The 17,987-nt window shown below is 45.5% G+C and carries 18 protein-coding genes; 14 read left to right on the forward strand and 4 right to left on the reverse strand.

What is annotated here, in order from left to right; translation table 11 throughout:
- The first annotated feature begins 206 nt into the window (after window positions 1-206).
- The 10 genes from glyQ to OVA33_RS12435 all read left to right on the forward strand — a co-directional run bounded on the left by glyQ (window position 207) and on the right by OVA33_RS12435 (window position 11,269).
- Window positions 207-1,094, forward strand: a complete 888-nt coding sequence (glyQ, locus tag OVA33_RS12390; RefSeq protein ID WP_003152984.1) for a glycine--tRNA ligase subunit alpha — start codon at window positions 207-209, stop codon at window positions 1,092-1,094.
- Window positions 1,087-3,126 carry a glycine--tRNA ligase subunit beta gene (glyS, locus tag OVA33_RS12395; protein WP_063636709.1) on the forward strand — a complete coding sequence of 680 codons (2,040 nt, stop codon included), beginning with the start codon at window positions 1,087-1,089 and terminating at the stop codon, window positions 3,124-3,126. The genes glyQ and glyS overlap by 8 nt, the downstream gene beginning before the upstream one ends.
- Before the next feature lie 100 nt (window positions 3,127-3,226).
- Window positions 3,227-3,865, forward strand: coding sequence for a transcriptional regulator CcpN (gene ccpN / locus OVA33_RS12400; RefSeq protein WP_003152989.1), 639 nt, complete (start codon window positions 3,227-3,229; stop codon window positions 3,863-3,865).
- 25 nt (window positions 3,866-3,890) lie between these two features.
- On the forward strand, window positions 3,891-4,703 hold the full coding sequence (locus OVA33_RS12405) for a pyruvate, water dikinase regulatory protein (RefSeq protein ID WP_003152991.1): 813 nt from the start codon (window positions 3,891-3,893) through the stop codon (window positions 4,701-4,703).
- 255 nt (window positions 4,704-4,958) lie between these two features.
- A complete protein-coding gene (locus tag OVA33_RS12410; protein WP_014418404.1) occupies window positions 4,959-5,465 on the forward strand; it encodes a YaiI/YqxD family protein in 507 nt (168 codons plus the stop codon).
- Window positions 5,466-5,486: 21 nt separating this feature from the next.
- Complete coding sequence (gene dnaG, locus OVA33_RS12415; RefSeq protein ID WP_063636708.1) at window positions 5,487-7,298, forward strand: DNA primase; 1,812 nt, start codon at window positions 5,487-5,489, stop codon at window positions 7,296-7,298.
- 192 nt (window positions 7,299-7,490) lie between these two features.
- Entirely contained in the window at window positions 7,491-8,612 is a 1,122-nt protein-coding gene (gene rpoD, locus OVA33_RS12420) for an RNA polymerase sigma factor RpoD (RefSeq protein ID WP_003152998.1), read from the forward strand.
- Between the two features lie 350 nt (window positions 8,613-8,962).
- A complete protein-coding gene (gene cccA, locus OVA33_RS12425) occupies window positions 8,963-9,325 on the forward strand; it encodes a cytochrome c550 (protein ID WP_003152999.1) in 363 nt (120 codons plus the stop codon).
- Window positions 9,326-9,450: 125 nt separating this feature from the next.
- On the forward strand, window positions 9,451-10,155 hold the full coding sequence (locus tag OVA33_RS12430) for a tRNA (adenine(22)-N(1))-methyltransferase (RefSeq protein WP_032860295.1): 705 nt from the start codon (window positions 9,451-9,453) through the stop codon (window positions 10,153-10,155).
- On the forward strand, window positions 10,148-11,269 hold the full coding sequence (locus tag OVA33_RS12435) for a Nif3-like dinuclear metal center hexameric protein (RefSeq protein WP_013352908.1): 1,122 nt from the start codon (window positions 10,148-10,150) through the stop codon (window positions 11,267-11,269). The genes OVA33_RS12430 and OVA33_RS12435 overlap by 8 nt, the downstream gene beginning before the upstream one ends.
- Before the next feature lie 20 nt (window positions 11,270-11,289).
- On the opposite strand, the gene OVA33_RS12440 is transcribed toward OVA33_RS12435, so the two are convergent.
- Together OVA33_RS12440 and vrrA are read right to left on the reverse strand one after the other, a co-directional pair.
- On the reverse strand, window positions 11,290-12,234 hold the full coding sequence (locus OVA33_RS12440) for a 4-hydroxy-3-methylbut-2-enyl diphosphate reductase (protein WP_013352907.1): 945 nt from the start codon (window positions 12,232-12,234) through the stop codon (window positions 11,290-11,292).
- A 122-nt stretch (window positions 12,235-12,356) separates the two neighbouring features.
- A complete protein-coding gene (gene vrrA / locus OVA33_RS12445) occupies window positions 12,357-13,073 on the reverse strand; it encodes a VrrA/YqfQ family protein (RefSeq protein ID WP_017418163.1) in 717 nt (238 codons plus the stop codon).
- A gap of 165 nt (window positions 13,074-13,238) precedes the next feature.
- Between vrrA and OVA33_RS12450 the strand changes: the two genes are divergently transcribed.
- Together OVA33_RS12450 and OVA33_RS12455 are read left to right on the forward strand one after the other, a co-directional pair.
- Window positions 13,239-14,555, forward strand: a complete 1,317-nt coding sequence (locus tag OVA33_RS12450) for a DEAD/DEAH box helicase (protein ID WP_017418162.1) — start codon at window positions 13,239-13,241, stop codon at window positions 14,553-14,555.
- A gap of 11 nt (window positions 14,556-14,566) precedes the next feature.
- Window positions 14,567-15,460, forward strand: a complete 894-nt coding sequence (locus OVA33_RS12455; RefSeq protein ID WP_017418161.1) for a deoxyribonuclease IV — start codon at window positions 14,567-14,569, stop codon at window positions 15,458-15,460.
- A 28-nt stretch (window positions 15,461-15,488) separates the two neighbouring features.
- On the opposite strand, the gene OVA33_RS12460 is transcribed toward OVA33_RS12455, so the two are convergent.
- Window positions 15,489-15,743, reverse strand: a complete 255-nt coding sequence (locus OVA33_RS12460) for a DUF2624 domain-containing protein (protein ID WP_017418160.1) — start codon at window positions 15,741-15,743, stop codon at window positions 15,489-15,491.
- A 118-nt stretch (window positions 15,744-15,861) separates the two neighbouring features.
- On the opposite strand from OVA33_RS12460, the gene OVA33_RS12465 reads away from it, so the two are divergent.
- Together OVA33_RS12465 and OVA33_RS12470 are read left to right on the forward strand one after the other, a co-directional pair.
- Entirely contained in the window at window positions 15,862-16,743 is an 882-nt protein-coding gene (locus tag OVA33_RS12465) for a YitT family protein (RefSeq protein WP_017418159.1), read from the forward strand.
- 123 nt (window positions 16,744-16,866) lie between these two features.
- On the forward strand, window positions 16,867-17,277 hold the full coding sequence (locus tag OVA33_RS12470; RefSeq protein WP_003153018.1) for a zinc uptake transcriptional repressor Zur: 411 nt from the start codon (window positions 16,867-16,869) through the stop codon (window positions 17,275-17,277).
- Between the two features lie 30 nt (window positions 17,278-17,307).
- On the opposite strand, the gene OVA33_RS12475 is transcribed toward OVA33_RS12470, so the two are convergent.
- Window positions 17,308-17,889: a nucleotidase gene (locus OVA33_RS12475; protein WP_007408297.1), complete on the reverse strand. Its 582-nt coding sequence runs from the start codon at window positions 17,887-17,889 to the stop codon at window positions 17,308-17,310.
- Window positions 17,890-17,987: the final 98 nt, after the last annotated feature.

Consider the following 17,987-nt stretch of genomic DNA (forward strand, 5'->3'; position numbering starts at 1 on the left):
GCAGTGTAAGCTAAGGATGAGCGCGCAACGAAAGGCATTCTCGAGCAACCCTTTAAAAAGAGGCTGAGTGATTCACATCCTCAGCAACTAGGGTGGAACCGCGGGAGAACTCTCGTCCCTATGTTTGCGGCCGGCAAGCATAGAGACGGGAGTTTTTTGGTTGCCGCCGCACTTGTAAAAGAATGGAGAAAGTGGAGGTGCTTGAAATGAACATTCAAGATATGATTTTAACCTTGCAGAAGCACTGGTCGAATGAAGGCTGTGTGCTCATGCAGTCGTATGATGTGGAGAAAGGCGCAGGCACAATGAGCCCGTATACATTTTTACGAAGCATCGGGCCGGAACCGTGGAGAGTGGCTTACGTTGAGCCGTCCAGACGGCCTGCGGACGGACGGTACGGTGAAAACCCGAACAGGCTCTATCAGCATCACCAATTCCAAGTCATTATCAAGCCGTCGCCTGATAACATTCAAGAGCTTTACCTTGATTCATTGCGTGCGCTCGGCATTGACCCGCTTGAACATGATATCCGTTTCGTAGAAGACAACTGGGAAAACCCGTCTTTAGGCTGTGCAGGTCTCGGCTGGGAAGTATGGCTTGACGGGATGGAAATTACTCAGTTTACATACTTCCAGCAGGTGGGCGGAATTGAATGTAAACCGGTATCTGTTGAGATCACGTATGGTATTGAACGTCTCGCGTCATATATTCAGGACAAAGAAAACGTCTTTGATCTTGAATGGACGTCAGGATTTACTGTGAAAGATTTATTTATGATGGCTGAATATGAGCATTCCGTTTATACTTTTGAAACATCTGACGTGGATATGCTTTTCCATTTGTTCAGCACCTATGAAAAAGAAGCGATCAGACAAATGGATAACGGGCTCGTGCATCCGGCCTATGATTATGTGCTGAAATGCTCTCACACATTTAATCTGCTCGATGCAAAAGGCGCGATCTCGGTGACAGAGCGGACGGGTTATATCGGCCGTGTCCGCAACTTAGCGAGAAAAGTGGCAAAAACGTATTATGAAGAACGGGAAAAATTAGGGTTCCCAATGCTTAAAGAGGAGGGCTCTTCCCATGAGTAAACAAGACTTGCTTTTAGAGATCGGACTCGAGGAAATGCCGGCGCGGTTTTTACATGACAGCATGGTGCAGCTCGGTGAAAAGCTGACCGGCTGGCTGGCTGAAAAAAATATCGCCCATGGCGAAGTGAAACTTTTTAATACGCCGAGACGTCTGGCAGTATATATAAAAGACGTAGCAGAAAAACAGGCTGATATTCAGGAAGAAGCAAAAGGCCCGGCGAAAAAAATCGCTCAGGATGCTGACGGAAACTGGACAAAAGCCGCTATCGGATTTTCAAAAGGCCAAGGCGCCGGAGTGCATGACCTGTATATAAAAGATGTAAACGGCACGGAATATGTCTTCGTTCAAAAATTCCAAGCGGGACAAGAGACGAAGACACTTTTACCGCAGCTGGAAAATTTGATTGCCGGAATGCATTTTCCGAAAAACATGCGCTGGGGCACGCAGGATCTGCGCTATATCCGTCCGATCAAATGGATTGCCGCCCTCTTTGGAAAAGATGTCATTCCGTTTGAAATCACAAATGTCGAGACGGGCCGGAACACGCAGGGACACCGCTTTCTCGGCCAAGAAGTATCTGTTGATGCGCCGTCATCATACGAAAAGCTGCTGAAAGAACAAAGCGTCATTGCTGACCCGAAAGAACGCAAACAAATGATCCAAAGCCAGCTGGATGCGCTTGCGGCTGAGAAGAAATGGAACATTCCGATCGATGAGGACCTGCTGAACGAAGTCAACCATCTGGTGGAATACCCGACGGCGCTTTACGGATCTTTTGAATCCGAGTTTCTTTCTATCCCTGAAGAAGTGCTTGTGACAACAATGAAAGAGCATCAGCGCTACTTCCCGGTAAAAGATGAAAACGGGAATCTGCTGCCTCATTTTATTACGGTAAGAAACGGGAACAGCCATGCAATTGAAAATGTTGCCCGCGGAAACGAGAAAGTGCTGAGAGCAAGGCTTTCAGATGCTGCGTTCTTCTACAAAGAAGACCAAAAGCTGAACATTGATGAAAACGTGAAGAAACTGGAAAATATCGTTTTCCATGAAGAGCTCGGCTCCCTTGGAGATAAAGTAAGAAGAGTGGCCGCCATCGCGGGCAAACTTGCCGTCCGCCTGAAAGCGGATGAACAGACGCAAAAACTTGTGAAGCGCGCCGCAGAGATTTCTAAATTTGACCTGGTTACACATATGATCTATGAGTTCCCTGAGCTTCAAGGCGTAATGGGAGAAAAATATGCGCGCATGCTCGGTGAAGATGATGCCGTCGCTGCCGCTGTCAATGAGCACTATATGCCGAGAGCGGCCGGGGGAGAAGTGCCTTCAACCTTTACCGGCGCGGTCGTGGCGTTAGCTGATAAACTGGATACGATTGCTTCCTTCTTCAGCATTGACGTAATTCCGACAGGTTCTCAGGATCCGTACGGATTGCGCCGTCAGGCAAGCGGCATCGTTTCCATTCTGATCGACCGCAATTGGGGCATTTCGTTTAAAGAGCTTCTGTCATTGACAGAAACGGAAAAAGAAAATGAGCTCCTCGATTTCTTTACACAGCGTCTGAAATACGTCTTAAACGCTGAAGACATCCGTCATGACGTTATTGAAGCCGTTCTGGACAGCACAGAGCTTGAGCCGTATGCAGCCGTTCATAAGGCAAGAGTGCTTGAGAAGCACCTCGGCACACCCGGCTTTAAAGAAACGGCTGAATCACTCGGCCGGGTTATCTCCATCAGCAAAAAAGGCGAGAGCCGGGATATCAAGCCGGATCTGTTTGAAAATGAACAGGAGAAAAAGCTGTTTGACGCTTATCAAAAAACAAAAGACAGTGTCGCGGAAAGCTTTGCCTCCAAAAACTATGAACAGGCGCTTGATGTGCTCAGCGGATTAAAGGAGCCGATTGAAGACTACTTTAATCACACGATGGTAAATGCGGACGATGAAGCATTAAAAACCAACCGTTTAGCGCAAATGACCGCTCTTGCAGATGTGATCAAGTCTTTTGCTAATATGAATCATCTTATTGTAAAATAAAGAAAAAGACGGTTGCTGTGTGATCGGCAATCGTCTTTTCCCCTTTTACATAAACATCACAGAATGAAAACATAGATAAAGAAACCCTTCCATAAAGGTGGTGAGTACGATCGAATTAAATAAACGGCAAGAACAAATTTTACAGATTGTAAAGGAAAACGGCCCGATTACCGGCGAGCATATCGCAGAACAGCTCAATTTAACGAGGGCCACGCTGCGGCCGGACTTGGCCATACTCACCATGTCAGGCTTCTTAGAGGCCCGTCCGCGGGTCGGTTATTTTTATACGGGGAAAACGGGAAATCAGCTGCTTGCGGATAAACTGAAAAAGCTGCAAGTGAAAGATTTTCAATCGATCCCTGTTGTCATCAATGAAAATGTCTCGGTATACGATGCCATCTGCACCATGTTTTTAGAAGATGTCGGCACGTTATTTGTCGTAGATCGTGATGCTGTCTTAGTCGGTGTGCTGTCACGCAAAGATTTGCTGCGGGCGAGCATCGGCCAGCAGGAACTTGCCTCAATACCGGTTCATATTATCATGACAAGAATGCCGAATATCGCCGTCTGCCGGCGTGACGATTATGTGATGGACATCGCCAAGTATTTAATTGAAAAACAGATCGATGCCCTGCCCGTTATTAAAGATACGGATAAAGGCTTTGAGGTCATCGGCCGGTTTACCAAAACGAATATGACTAAGATACTTGTCAGTTTATCAGAAAATGAAATCATATAAGCTTGAAAACTAACGGGGGGATAACATGGACAATCGCATCATTTATGTAGTATCAGACTCAGTCGGAGAAACCGCCGAACTCGTTGTAAAAGCCTCGCTCAGCCAGTTTAACGGCTCAGCCGATGATACGCATATCAGAAGAATACCTTATGTGGAAGATATCGGCACCATTAATGAAGTCGTGTCTCTCGCCAAAGCGGACGGCGGCATTATTTGTTTTACGCTCGTTGTTCCTGAAATGCGCAAATACCTGGTTGAACAAGCGGAAAAAGCGAATGTGCTGTATTACGATATTATCGGTCCGCTCATCGATAAAATGGAATCGGCTTACGGTCTGACCGCCAAATATGAACCGGGCCGCGTCCGCCAGCTTGATGAAGATTATTTCAAAAAGGTCGAGGCGATCGAGTTTGCCGTCAAATATGACGATGGCAGGGATCCAAGAGGCATTTTAAAAGCCGATATCATCCTGCTCGGAGTATCCAGAACGTCTAAAACCCCATTATCACAATATCTTGCCCATAAGCGTCTGAAAGTGGCCAATGTGCCGATCGTTCCTGAGGTCGATCCGCCGGAAGAACTGTTCAGCGTTGATCCGAAAAAATGCATCGGCTTAAAAATCAGCCCTGATAAACTGAACCATATACGTAAAGAACGGTTAAAATCTCTCGGCTTAAATGACAAAGCCATTTACGCCAATATCAACAGAATTAAAGAAGAGCTGGAGTATTTTGAGAAAATCGTGGACCGGATCGGCTGCCAAGTCGTTGACGTTTCGAATAAAGCGGTCGAAGAAACAGCGAACATCATTCATCATCTCAAAACAAAGGGCCGATAACTCAGGACGCTTTATCCTGGGTTTTTGGGTATGCAAATAGGGAATAAACAAAAAGGATGGCATCTTCGCGAAGTTTGTATTATAATAAAAAATTGTGATAAAATGTTTATTTTTAGGTTTAAGCTTCGTGTGATACGAATAAACTATTATGGGTAAGATGTCAAGAATAACTCCCGGAAATTTTTCGACAAAGCTCAAAATAGATCCGCAGTCATGGAGCATATGCGATTTCGCTTGTTTTTATGCAGGAGATTGATGGAGGGATGGAGAATTAGTCTTCTAAATGAAAAAGAAAAGACGATTTTTGTCGATGCAGACGCATGCCCCGTAAAAGAGGAAATAATGCTCATTGCATCGCAATTCAGCGTTCGGGTTATTTTCGTCGCATCATTTGAACACTACCAGCTTTCCAGAAGCAAAGACGAGAACTGGGTATACGTTGATCCTCATAAAGAAGCGGCGGATTTATATATCGCAAACCATGTGAGATCGGGAGACGTCGTAGTCACGCAGGATATCGGTTTAGCATCTCTTTTGCTGAACAGAAATATTGCCGTCTTATCGGAAAGGGGCCGTTCTTATACTGAAGACACGATTGACTTCGCTCTGATGAGCCGTCATATGTCAGGCAAAATGAGAAGAAGCGGCATTCATTCCAAAGGACCTAAAAAATTAAATAAAGAAGATCGGAATCGATTTGTTACCCTGCTTAAAAAAATCCTGTCGAATGATGAAGGGATTTCAAATCAAAACATCGAATAATGTACGACGGAGTGTTATAAGATGGGAAACCGCATACCAGATGAAGTAGTTAATCAGGTGCAGCAGTCAGCAGACATTGTTGAAGTCATAGGTGATTATGTCCAATTGAAAAAGCAAGGCCGCAACTACTTTGGGCTCTGTCCGTTTCACGGGGAAAACACGCCCTCGTTTTCCGTCTCCAGCGATAAGCAGATCTTTCATTGCTTCGGATGCGGAGCGGGCGGGAACGTTTTCTCTTTCTTACGGCAGATGGAAGGCTATTCATTTACGGAAGCTGTTTCTCACCTTGCGGATAAATATCAGATTGATTTCCCTGATGATATAACGATTCACTCTGCATCCAGGCCGGAATCTTCCGGAGAGCAGAAGATGGCGGAAGCCCACGAGCTTCTGAAGAAATTTTACCATCATTTGCTAATAAATACAAAGGAAGGCCAGGAAGCGTTAGATTACCTTTTATCAAGGGGTTTTACGAAAGAGCTCATAGATGAGTTTGAAATCGGCTACGCGCTGGATTCCTGGGATTTCATGACGAAATTCTTGAAAAAGCGCGGTTTTGAGGAAGAAATGATGGAAAAAGCGGGTCTGCTGATCAGAAGGGAAGACGGCAGCGGGTATTTTGACCGTTTCAGAAACAGAATTATGTTTCCCATTCATGATCACCACGGAGCCGTGGCGGCTTTTTCAGGAAGGGCGCTCGGAAGCCAGCAGCCGAAGTATATGAACAGCCCGGAAACGCCGCTGTTTCATAAATCTAAGCTGCTGTATAACTTTCATAAGGCGCGCCTGCCGATCAGGAAAGAGGAGAGAGCCGTTCTGTTTGAAGGCTTCGCTGACGTCATATCCGCCGTCAGCTCAGGCGTAAAAGAAAGTATCGCCACAATGGGGACGTCGCTCACCGAAGAGCATGTGAAAATCCTCAGAAGAAATGTTCAGGAGGTCATTCTCTGCTACGATTCGGATAAAGCCGGGTACGAAGCTACGCTGAAAGCGGCCGGCCTGCTCCAGAAAGCCGATTGTAAGGTAAGAGTAAGCATGCTGCCTGACGGGCTTGATCCTGATGATTATATCAGAACCCGGGGCGGAGAAAAATTCCGGACCGATATCATTGATGCAAGCGTTACGGTCATGGCTTTTAAAATGCAATATTTCCGCAAAGGGAAAAACTTATCTGACGAAGGAGACCGGCTCGCTTATATGAAAGAAGTGCTGAAAGAAATCAGCGCTCTTTCCGGGTCGCTTGAGCAGGAAATGTATGTGAAGCAGCTCGCCTCGGAATTTTCTCTTTCGGTAGAATCTTTGACGGAACAGCTTTCCATCTACGCCAGACAAAACACCCCCGGCGACAAAAACGCCGAACCGCAGACAAGACGGGCCCGGGTGACGACAAAAGCGAAACGGCGCCGTCTCCGTCCCGCCTATGAGAACGCGGAAAGACTTCTGCTCGCTCATATGCTGAGAGACCGAAACGTCATCAAGAAAGTGATTGAGCGTGTCGGCTTTGAATTTAACATTGACGGACATCGTGCGCTGGCAGCATACCTGTACGCTGTTTATGAAGAGGGTGCTGACATGACGCCGCAGCATCTTATGGCGAGAATGCAGGATGAGGAAATCAGCCAGCTGCTTTCAGATATAGGGATGCTCCAAGTAAACGAGGAGCTCTCAGAGGCCGAGTTATCCGATTACGTAAAAAAAGTGTTGGATCACCGAAAATGGTCAATGATAAAGGAAAAAGAAGCAGAAAGAGCGGATGCGGAGAGGCAGAAAGACTTCTTGAAAGCTGCGTCTCTGGCTCAAGAAATTGTTGCATTGAACCGATCATTAAAGTAACACCAAAAAGAGGCTTGCGTTCTGATTGGCAATGATTCCTTGCGGAGGAGCAAATAGATCGCTTAACCTCATCATGAATTGTCATTTATTATCCGCAGCCCTGCATGCTGAAAAAGAGAGAAGGCTTCCGGGGCGGATAAGAAACATACCGCTTTTAGAATTCGTTGCAAGCTTTGGAAGGAGGGATCCATAATGGCTGATAAACAAACCCACGAAACAGAAACAGAACTTACATTAGACCAGGTAAAAGAACAGCTTACTGAAACTGGAAAAAAACGTGGCGTTTTAACATATGAAGAAATTGCTGAACGCATGTCCAGCTTTGAAATTGAATCAGACCAAATGGATGAGTATTATGAATTTTTAGGAGAACAAGGTGTTGAATTAATTAGTGAAAATGAAGAAACGGAAGATCCTAATATTCAACAGCTTGCCAAAGCCGAAGAAGAATTTGACCTTAATGACCTCAGCGTACCGCCTGGCGTAAAGATCAATGATCCAGTCCGCATGTACCTTAAGGAAATCGGACGGGTAAATCTTCTTTCTGCTAAAGAAGAAATCACCTACGCTCAAAAAATTGAAGAGGGTGACGAGGAATCTAAACGCAGACTGGCTGAAGCAAACCTTCGTTTAGTTGTCAGCATTGCTAAACGGTATGTCGGCCGCGGCATGCTTTTCTTAGACTTGATCCAAGAAGGAAACATGGGTCTCATGAAAGCCGTCGAGAAGTTTGACTACCGTAAAGGATATAAATTCAGTACGTATGCGACTTGGTGGATCAGACAGGCGATTACACGCGCCATCGCTGACCAGGCGAGAACAATCCGTATCCCGGTTCACATGGTGGAAACCATCAACAAATTAATCCGGGTGCAGCGTCAGCTTCTTCAGGATCTTGGCAGAGAGCCGACACCGGAAGAGATTGCTGAAGACATGGATCTTACGCCTGAAAAAGTCCGTGAAATATTAAAAATTGCTCAAGAGCCTGTTTCTTTAGAAACGCCGATCGGTGAAGAAGACGACTCACATCTCGGTGACTTCATCGAAGACCAGGAAGCGACATCTCCGTCGGATCATGCGGCATATGAGCTTTTAAAAGAACAGCTGGAAGATGTGCTGGATACGTTGACAGATCGTGAAGAAAACGTGCTGCGTCTCCGTTTCGGTCTGGATGACGGACGCACAAGAACTTTGGAAGAAGTCGGCAAAGTGTTTGGAGTAACGAGAGAGCGTATTCGCCAAATTGAAGCAAAAGCGCTTCGCAAATTGAGACATCCGAGCAGAAGCAAACGTCTGAAGGATTTTCTCGAATAGAATGGAACGGGTCTTTTTGATCCGTTCTTTTTTATGTATAAGATATATGGATAATATACCTTTATTTTACTGGATAAGCATATGTTTTGCAAATGGGTTCGAAAAAAATGCGGCATGTCCTGAAAGGGGGAAAATGAGATAAGTTTATTTATATTCTTTATTGTAAGCGTATACAATTCATTATACAATAGAATAAAGATAATTTTGTGATAAACAAAACAGTTATTCTTGCTTTTTGTATAAATTGTGAAATCAATGAAATTGCTGAGCAAGACCATTTACTTTTTGTAAAAATAAGTTAGAATTAGAAGTGTTTACATAGGGGGAGAATGAAAAAGGGGGATGGAGATATGAAGTGGAATCCGCTGATTCCTTTTTTGCTCATTGCAGTGTTGGGAATAGGGCTGACTTTCTTTTTAGCTGTAAAAGGCAATGGAGATGCGCATCAGATCGCAAGCGGCGGTGAAAGCAAAAATGCCGAGAAGGAAACTGCAAACGCTTCACCTGAAGAGATTTATAAAGCGAACTGCATCACCTGTCACGGGGAAAACTATGAAGGTGTGTCAGGGCCGAACTTAAAAGGCGTCGGCAAAAGAAAAGATGTCGCTGAGATTAAAACAAAAATTGAAAAAGGCGGCAACGGGATGCCCGCGGGCCTTGTGCCGGCCGAAAAGCTGGATGACATGGCAAAATGGGTTTCTGACATTAAATAAAGCTTTACCGGTCCCTATATAAAAGACATATGAAAAACTCTATCCGCCGCTTGGATTCCGGGCGGTTTTTTTATATGATAGTAAAGGAAAAAGAACCTGAGAAAAGTTGTGATATTGTGAATGAAATGAAGTTATCGAAAAGATTGCAGTCTGTGGCGGAATATATCCCTCCGGGTGCCCTGGTTGCTGATATCGGGTCGGACCACGCGTATCTTCCTTGCTATGCCGTTTTGAATCATTTGGCAAGCCGGGCAATCGCCGGTGAAATTACAGACGGACCGTTTCTATCCGCCAAACAGCAGGTGGAAAAACTGGACTTAAGCACTCTTATCTCCGTAAGGAAAGGTGACGGGCTGAGCGTCCTTGAAAAAGGAGAAGCCGGCGCCATTACGATCGCTGGCATGGGCGGAGCGCTGATCGCTCATATTTTGGAATCGGGAAAAACGAAATTGACGGGGCGTGAACGGCTGATTCTGCAGCCGAATATTCATGCCGTTCATATAAGAGAGTGGCTGTATCAGGAAGGCTATGAACTGCTTGATGAAGTGATTCTCGAAGAAGACGGAAAGTGTTATGAAATCCTCGTTGCGGAAACTGGCGACCGTGATGCGCCTTATCGGGACGTGCCGATGGCTGCCGGAATGCTTGCGGGTCCGTTTTTGTTAAAAGAGAGGAATGAAGTGTTTCTTCGGAAATGGAGCCAGGAACTTAAGCATACTGAACAAATTTATGAACAGATCAGCCGCAGCGCAAAGCATGAAAATCATGAAAAATTAGCTGAATTGAAAGAGCGGATTTCTCTGCTGAAGGAGGTAATCGGACATGCCTAAACATGTGAACGGACAGGAAATCATCCAGCTGTTTGAACAATTTTCACCGAAGGCTTTTGCGGTGGAAGGAGACAAAATCGGTCTGCAGATCGGCACATTGAATAAGCCGGTGAAAAACGTCATGGTGACGCTGGATGTTCTGGAACAAACGGTGGATGAAGCTATTGAGAAAAAGGTTGACTTAATTATCGCTCACCATCCGCCGATTTTTCGGCCGCTTAAACAGATCACCACTGATCAGCCCGGCGGAAGACTGATTGAGAAATGTATAAAGCATGATATTGCCGTATATGCGGCTCATACGAATCTTGATGTGGCGGACGGCGGAGTTAACGATCTGCTTGCGGAAGCTCTCGGCCTGACAGATACGGAAGTGCTCGTCCCGACATATTCGGACCCGCTGAAAAAGCTTGCCGTGTTTGTCCCGAAAGACTATGAAGAAGCTGTCAGAACCGCACTTGGCAATGCAGGAGCGGGACATATCGGCAATTACAGCCATTGCGCGTTTTCTTCTGAGGGAATCGGCAGCTTTAAGCCTCTGGACGGAGCGGACCCGTTTATCGGACAGACGGGAGAATTGGAACTCGTTCATGAAGTGAGACTTGAGACCATTTTTCCGGCAAGTATGGAGAAAGCCGTCGTAAAAGCGCTGAAAAAAAGCCATCCGTATGAAGAGGTGGCGTATGATATTTATCCGGTGGAGCAGTCTCCGCTTGAAAAAGGGCTTGGCCGCATCGGAAAACTTCAGCAGGACATGACGCTTGAAGAGTTTGCCCTGTTTGTAAAAGAGAAGTTTGACGTTAACGGAGTCCGGATGGTCGGAGAGCGAAACAGCAAGGTGAAAAAAGTCGCGGTGCTTGGCGGAGACGGAAATAAATACATTTATCAGGCAAAGCGGAAGGGTGCAGATGTTTATGTGACGGGCGACCTTTATTTTCATGTAGCGCATGACGCGATGATGATGGGGTTAAACGTCGTGGATCCCGGGCATTACGCTGAAAAGATCATGAGAAAAGGCACAGCAGAGAAGCTTACGGCAATGGCTGGAGAGAAAAACTATGACGTGCGTATTTTCGCTTCCGAAACAGATACAAATCCATTTGCCTTCTTATAAAAAAAACTGAGGCCGCGGCCTCAGTTTTTTATTTTTACTTTCGGAAGGATTTTTTTGAGCGGCACATTGTGCTCAAGCTGCCATGTAGACTCATCGTTATGGTCGAACTGCTCTAAAAAGCGGATGACTTCCTTTGTAATCGGTGTCGGTGTTGACGCGCCTGCGGTAACGGCGACGGTATTGACGTCTTTCAGCCATTCGAGCTTCAGTTCACTGATGTCACCGATGCGATAGGCTTTTGTTCCGGCGATTTCTTCTGACACTTGAGCCAGTCTGTTGGAGTTATTGCTTTTCGGATCGCCGACAACAATGGTTAAGTCCGCTTTTTTTGCCTGCTCTGATACAGCTTCTTGACGAACCTGTGTGGCCAGACAGATTTCCTGATGATATTCCACGTGCGGGTACTTTTCTTTGACTGATTCCATAATATCATGGACGTCCCACTGGGACATTGTCGTTTGGTTTGTAACGATTAATTTTTCAGCCTGAATATCGAGGTTTCTCACGTCTTCCTCTGTTTCAACGAGATGCACGATTTCAGGGGCGACGCCGACGGCTCCTTCAGGCTCGGGGTGGCCTTTTTTGCCGATATAAATGACGTGATAGCCTTCCGCTTTTACTTTTCGGATTAAGTCATGTGTTTTTGTGACGTCCGGGCATGTGGCGTCAATCGTAACAAGCCCTTTTTCCTCAGCGGCTTTTCTTACTTCCGGAGATACTCCGTGAGCCGTGAAAATAACGGTTCCTTTTTCAATCTGCTTTAAAATCTCCAGACGGTTTGTGCCGTCAAGCGTGTAAATGCCGTCTTCTTCAAACGCATCTGTGACATGCTTATTGTGAACGATCATTCCGAGTATATATATAGGTCTTGGCAATGTTTTATCGAGTGACGCGTTTTTGGCTATGACCATGGCATCAACAACGCCGTAACAATAGCCGCGCGGCGAGATTTTGATAACGTCCAATGTAGATGTCCTCCTATCAAAAGTGAGTGTAGAGGCAATATAAAAAGCCGTAGTTAAACGGCTTAAATCTTGCATTCTTCTGATCTCATTATAGCTAATCTTTCGTGAGATATCAAAGAATGTTAAATATATAATTTCGGTTTTGATCTGCCCGATGTTCTTTTTGGACGCGGCCGTTCTTCTGATTTTGCTTCAGCGTCATCTTTTTCTTTTGAAGCGGATGCTTTTTCAGACGTTTTCTTTGACGTTTTAGACGAGGCGTCTGATTTGTTTTCATCTTCTGTTTCGTCTGTTTTTTCAGCTTCATCCTTTTTGTCTTGTTCGTCTGTTTCTTTTGTCTCGTCAGATTTATTCTCATCTTTATCTTCTGTCTCATCATCGTTGCTGCTTAACTGACTGTAAAGCTTCATCATGGCGGGCAGATTCCGTACTAAAGGGCCGTACTGCTGGATCATCGGCGTAACCTGCTGCGCCACGCCCAGCACCTTCTGGACGTTGCCGAGCATGCTCGACAGGGATGCCGGACTTGCCAGACTCTGAATCCCCTGCAATCCCTGCAGTCCGGCGCCTGCTCCTCCGCTGGCCGCTGTCGGAGCGGACGCGGCAGCGCTTCCTCCTGAACCGGGTAAAAAACGGGAAAGCATTCCTTTTAAGCCCCCTCCGCCTGTGCCTGCGTTTCTCAGGCCTGCTCCTGCAATCTGCTGCTGAGGGAAAAGCTGCCGGCCCTGCTGCATCAGCTGCCGGCCCGGCAATGACGGTCTTCCTCCCATCCTTATACGCGGATTCATCAACGGCCGGCCCTGCTGCGCCATATTTCTCATCGGCTGCTGTGGAAACATACTTGTACCTCCTTTCTGTCTCTCTGCTATTACAATATGCATCGGAGGGGGCATTTGCTTTTCTGTCTCGAAAACAGGATTCCCCCAAGACATGGTGTTTTTAAATAAAATCGGTTATAATGTGATGATGGACACAGAATGTGCCGCTTTAAGGAGCTGGGAAAAATGAAAGAAACTAAATTTGATGGATACAACTTAAAACCGTTTATTATAGATGCAGTTCACCGCCTTGGTTTTTATGAACCGACAGATATTCAAAAGCGGCTGATACCTGCCGTACTGAAAAACGAAAGCGTGATCGGGCAGTCCCAGACGGGGACGGGGAAAACCCACGCCTATTTATTGCCAATTTTGAATCGGATTGATCCGGGTTCTGATACGGTGCAGGCTGTTATCACGGCGCCGACGAGAGAGCTTGCCAATCAGATTCATCAGGAAGCGCTCAAAATCACACAGGGTGCGGAAGATGAGCCGATCCGGACAAAATGCTTCATCGGCGGGACGGACAAGCAAAAATCAATTGATAAGCTGAAAACACAGCCTCATCTCGTCGTCGGAACGCCGGGCCGGATCGCGGATCTGATTAAGGCGCAGGCATTGAACGTCTATAAAGCGCAGTCTCTCGTCATTGACGAAGCTGATCTGATGCTTGACATGGGCTTTTTAGAAGACGTTGATTATATCGGATCGCGGATGCCGGAAGAACTTCAGATGCTTGTGTTCTCAGCTACGATTCCGGAAAAGCTGAAGCCGTTTTTGAAAAAGTATATGGAAAATCCGAAGTACGCGCATGTTGAGCCGAAAAGAATCACAGCCGAAAAGATTGAACATGTTTTGGTTCCTTCTAAACAGCGTGATAAAGACAAACTGCTTTTTGATATGATGTCTCATCTGAACCCTTATCTGGGCATTGTGTTTGCCAATACGAAAAACACGGCTGACCATATTGCGAAATACCTGACTGAAAAGGGCATGAGGATCGGTCTTCTGCACGGGGGATTAACGCCGCGTGAGCGTAAGAAGGTAATGAAGCAGATTAATGATCTGGAATTCACTTATGTCATTGCGACAGACCTTGCGGCAAGAGGAATTGACATTAAAGGCGTAAGCCACGTCATCAACTATGAGCTTCCGGACGATCTGGATTTTTATGTTCACCGCGTCGGGAGAACCGCACGCGCCGGTTCATCAGGCCAAGCACTGACCATTTATGAGCTTTCTGACGAAGATGCGCTCGTAAGACTCGAAAAGATGGGTATTGTGTTTGAATATGCGGAGCTTGTAAACGGCGAATGGAAGAAAGGCGATGACCGCCACCGCCGCAAAAATCGCAAAAAGACGGCAAATGAGGCTGACCAAATGGCGAAACGCCTTGTGAAAAAGCCGAAAAAAGTAAAGCCGGGCTATAAAAAGAAAATGAGCTACGAAATGGAAAAAATCAGAAAGAAGCAGAGAAGAAACCAATCTAACAGAGGAAAGTAGGGGGAATCGGGTTGCTGAAATTAGGCTCACACGTCTCAATGAGCGGAAAACATATGCTCCTTGCCGCAAGCAAGGAAGCCGTTTCATACGGGGCGAACACATTTATGATCTATACGGGCGCTCCCCAAAATACGCGCCGCAAAAAAATTGAAGACTTGAATATTGAAGCGGGCCGCGCCCATATGAAGGAAAACGGCATCGACGAGATTGTCGTGCATGCGCCGTACATCATTAACATCGGAAATACGACAAATCCGGCAACGTTTGAGCTGGGCGTTGATTTTCTGCGTTCTGAAATTGAAAGAACGGCAGCGATCGGCGCGAAACAGATCGTGCTTCATCCAGGGGCGCATGTCGGAGCCGGGGCTGAGACGGGCATCAAAAAAATCATTGAAGGTTTAAACGAAGTGATTGTTCCCGGTCAACACGTGCAGATTGCGCTGGAGACAATGGCGGGCAAAGGATCAGAATGCGGAAGAAGCTTTGAAGAGCTGGCCGAGATCATTTCGGGGGTTACGCATAATGAACATCTATCCGTCTGCTTTGACACTTGTCACACCCATGATGCAGGATATGATGTCGCCAATGATTTTGACGGCGTTCTTAACGAGTTTGATAAAATCGTCGGTATCGATCGGATAAAAGTCCTTCATGTGAATGACAGTAAGAATATTAAAGGCGCCCGGAAAGACCGCCATGAAAATATCGGGTTCGGAGAGATCGGTTTTGACGCTCTGCAGTACATCGTTCATCACGAGCAGCTTGCCGATATTCCGAAAATCCTCGAAACACCGTATGTAGGCGAAGACAAGAAAAATAAGAAGCCGCCGTACCGTTTTGAAATCGAAATGCTGAAAGAAAAGCAGTTTGATCAGGAGCTTCTTAAAAAAATATCAGCTCAATAAAAAAGGAGGGGGAATTGCCCCTCCTTTTTTACCCTGAGAATTGATTGAAAAGTTCGTCAACTTTCCGAGCCGTTTCTTTTGAGGTTATCGTTTCCACTTTTTTCAGCAGGCGAAGCCGCTCCTGTTCATCAAAAATATTGACGTTTTTTCCGTGCATCAGAGCCGCTACCTCAGCCGCTTGACTTCTCGTAATGCTGATTCCGTATTGCTTGGAATATTTCAGAAGATCGTCCGCAGTGACTTGATTGAGCCGCTGCAAAATAATTCTTTGTATTAAAATCATCGATACTTTCACCTCTTTAGACATAATGTATTGAGCAAATCATTAAAATGTTACGGCTTTTAATGGTAAAATGAAGTTGCTTACTGTTTAAAATAGTTATTACAGGAAAGGAGATTTTATGACCCCAAATAAACAGCATAAAAGAGAATCATTTTTACACTTTATCTTCAGGGTCATCATGATTCTGATCGGGGCGGGTTCAGCCGCTGTAAGTATTGAATTGTTTCTGGTCCCTAATAATTTTATCGACGGAGGCATTATCGGTGTTTCATTAATTTTAGACCACCTCTTTATGTCCAATCCCCTCCTCAATTTCGCCTTATTCGTTGTGTTACTCAACATTCCATTTATGATTTTCGGATATAAATATATCGGAAAAACATTTCTCATCTCTACTGTTATCGGAATCGTCGGTTTAGCGCTGATTGAATCCTCCTTGCACCATGTGGAGGCCATTACGACCCAGCCTATTTTGGCGACGGTATTCGGCGGGCTTTTGCTCGGTTTCGGGGTAGGCCTTGTCATCCGAAACGGAGGCTCGATGGACGGTACTGAAATACTCGGTATCCTTCTCACAAAAAAGCTGCCCTTCTCAGTCGGAGAATTCGTTATGCTCATCAATGTGTTTATTTTTATTTGGGCCGGTTTTGTGTTCGGTCCGGAGCAGGCGATGTATTCTTTCATGACTTATTATATTGCCATGAAAACGATTGACGCCGTGATCCAGGGGCTTGATGAAACAAAAGCGGTCATTATTGTGGCAGATCAGTATGCGGAAATTTCAGACGCAATCTTGCACCGGCTTGGAAGGGGAACCACCAAGCTTCAGGGAAAAGGCGGATATACGGATGAAACCAAAGAAGTCATTTACGCGGTCGTGACAAGGCTTGAAGTGACTAAATTGAAGTCCATTGTGTTTGAAATTGATAAAAACGCCTTTATTACGATCATGAATACCCATGAAACGAGGGGCGGTAAGTTCAAAACCGCGATTCACTAGGCTTTCATTTACTTTTCATCATTTTATAGGTATAATTTGATACATCATAAGAAAATGGCCTGCTGTTCAGACAGCTGCCATTTTCTTTTTGGAGCGATACCGTGTTGTAAAGGGGAGGTCCTCATGAACGTACAAGAAGCGTTGAACCTGCTGAAAGAAAAAGGGTATAAATATACGAGTAAGCGAGAAGACATGCTGCAGCTTTTTGCTGATTCTGATAAATATCTGACCGCCAAAAACGTGCTTGCCGCATTAAATGACGACTATCCGGGTCTGAGCTTTGATACCATATACAGAAATCTTTCGTTATATGAAGAACTCGGCATTTTGGAAACGACGGAGCTTTCCGGAGAAAAACTGTTCCGTTTTACATGCTCTTATACCCATCATCATCACCATTTTATCTGTTTAACCTGCGGGAAAACGAAGGAAATTGAGTCCTGTCCGATGGATAAGCTGCACGATGATTTGGAAGGGTATGAAATCAGCGGCCATAAGTTTGAAATTTACGGCACCTGTCCGGCGTGCCGATAAAAAACCTCCTGCTTATACAGGAGGTTTTTTTCAGCTTTTCACATGCTGAAAGCTATGTTTGTTTTTATTAATCCAGGCGACGGCTTCAAGCCAATTCTGCACCCTGATAATATTGGAATCGATGGGGAGCTGATTATATGGGGAGTTAAAAAGGATAACCGGAATGCCTGCTTCTTTTGCGATCATTGTTGCATTGCCGTGGTGATCTTCGAAAAATAAATCAATGCCGTGTTTTTTGACGGCTTCCACTTTGTGATGGCCTCCGACAAGCTCAATGTGATCGTAATGAATGTCCCGGTTTGCAAACCAGTCCAGCGTAACATCTTCTAAGTGGCCGCGTCTTGCCGTAATGTAGATCAGACGGTGCTCTTCTTTCAGTCCGTCCAGTGCCTGCTTGGCAAATTCCGCGAGCTTCGCTTCTTTATATATGGCTGCTTCATGAACGTTCATCCATTCCCAAAATTCCTCGTCTGTAATGTTCAAAAGCTTCGTCAGATCATAATCAGTCATATCATCCAAGGTAATGGAAAGATGAAATGAGCGGTTTAAATAAGGGACAAATGTATCCTGTGCCGTAACTGTGCCGTCAATATCTATACCTAACCGTAACATGTCCACACTCCTATAAATTCATCCCTTCAAGTGTAACATAAACAATTAACAATACCAGAAAAGTTTAGCAAACATGAATTCGTAAAAAACGCGGAAAC

Origin of the sequence: Bacillus sp. KICET-1 (assembly GCF_027721405.1) — a bacterium.
GTDB lineage: Bacteria > Bacillota > Bacilli > Bacillales > Bacillaceae > Bacillus > Bacillus velezensis.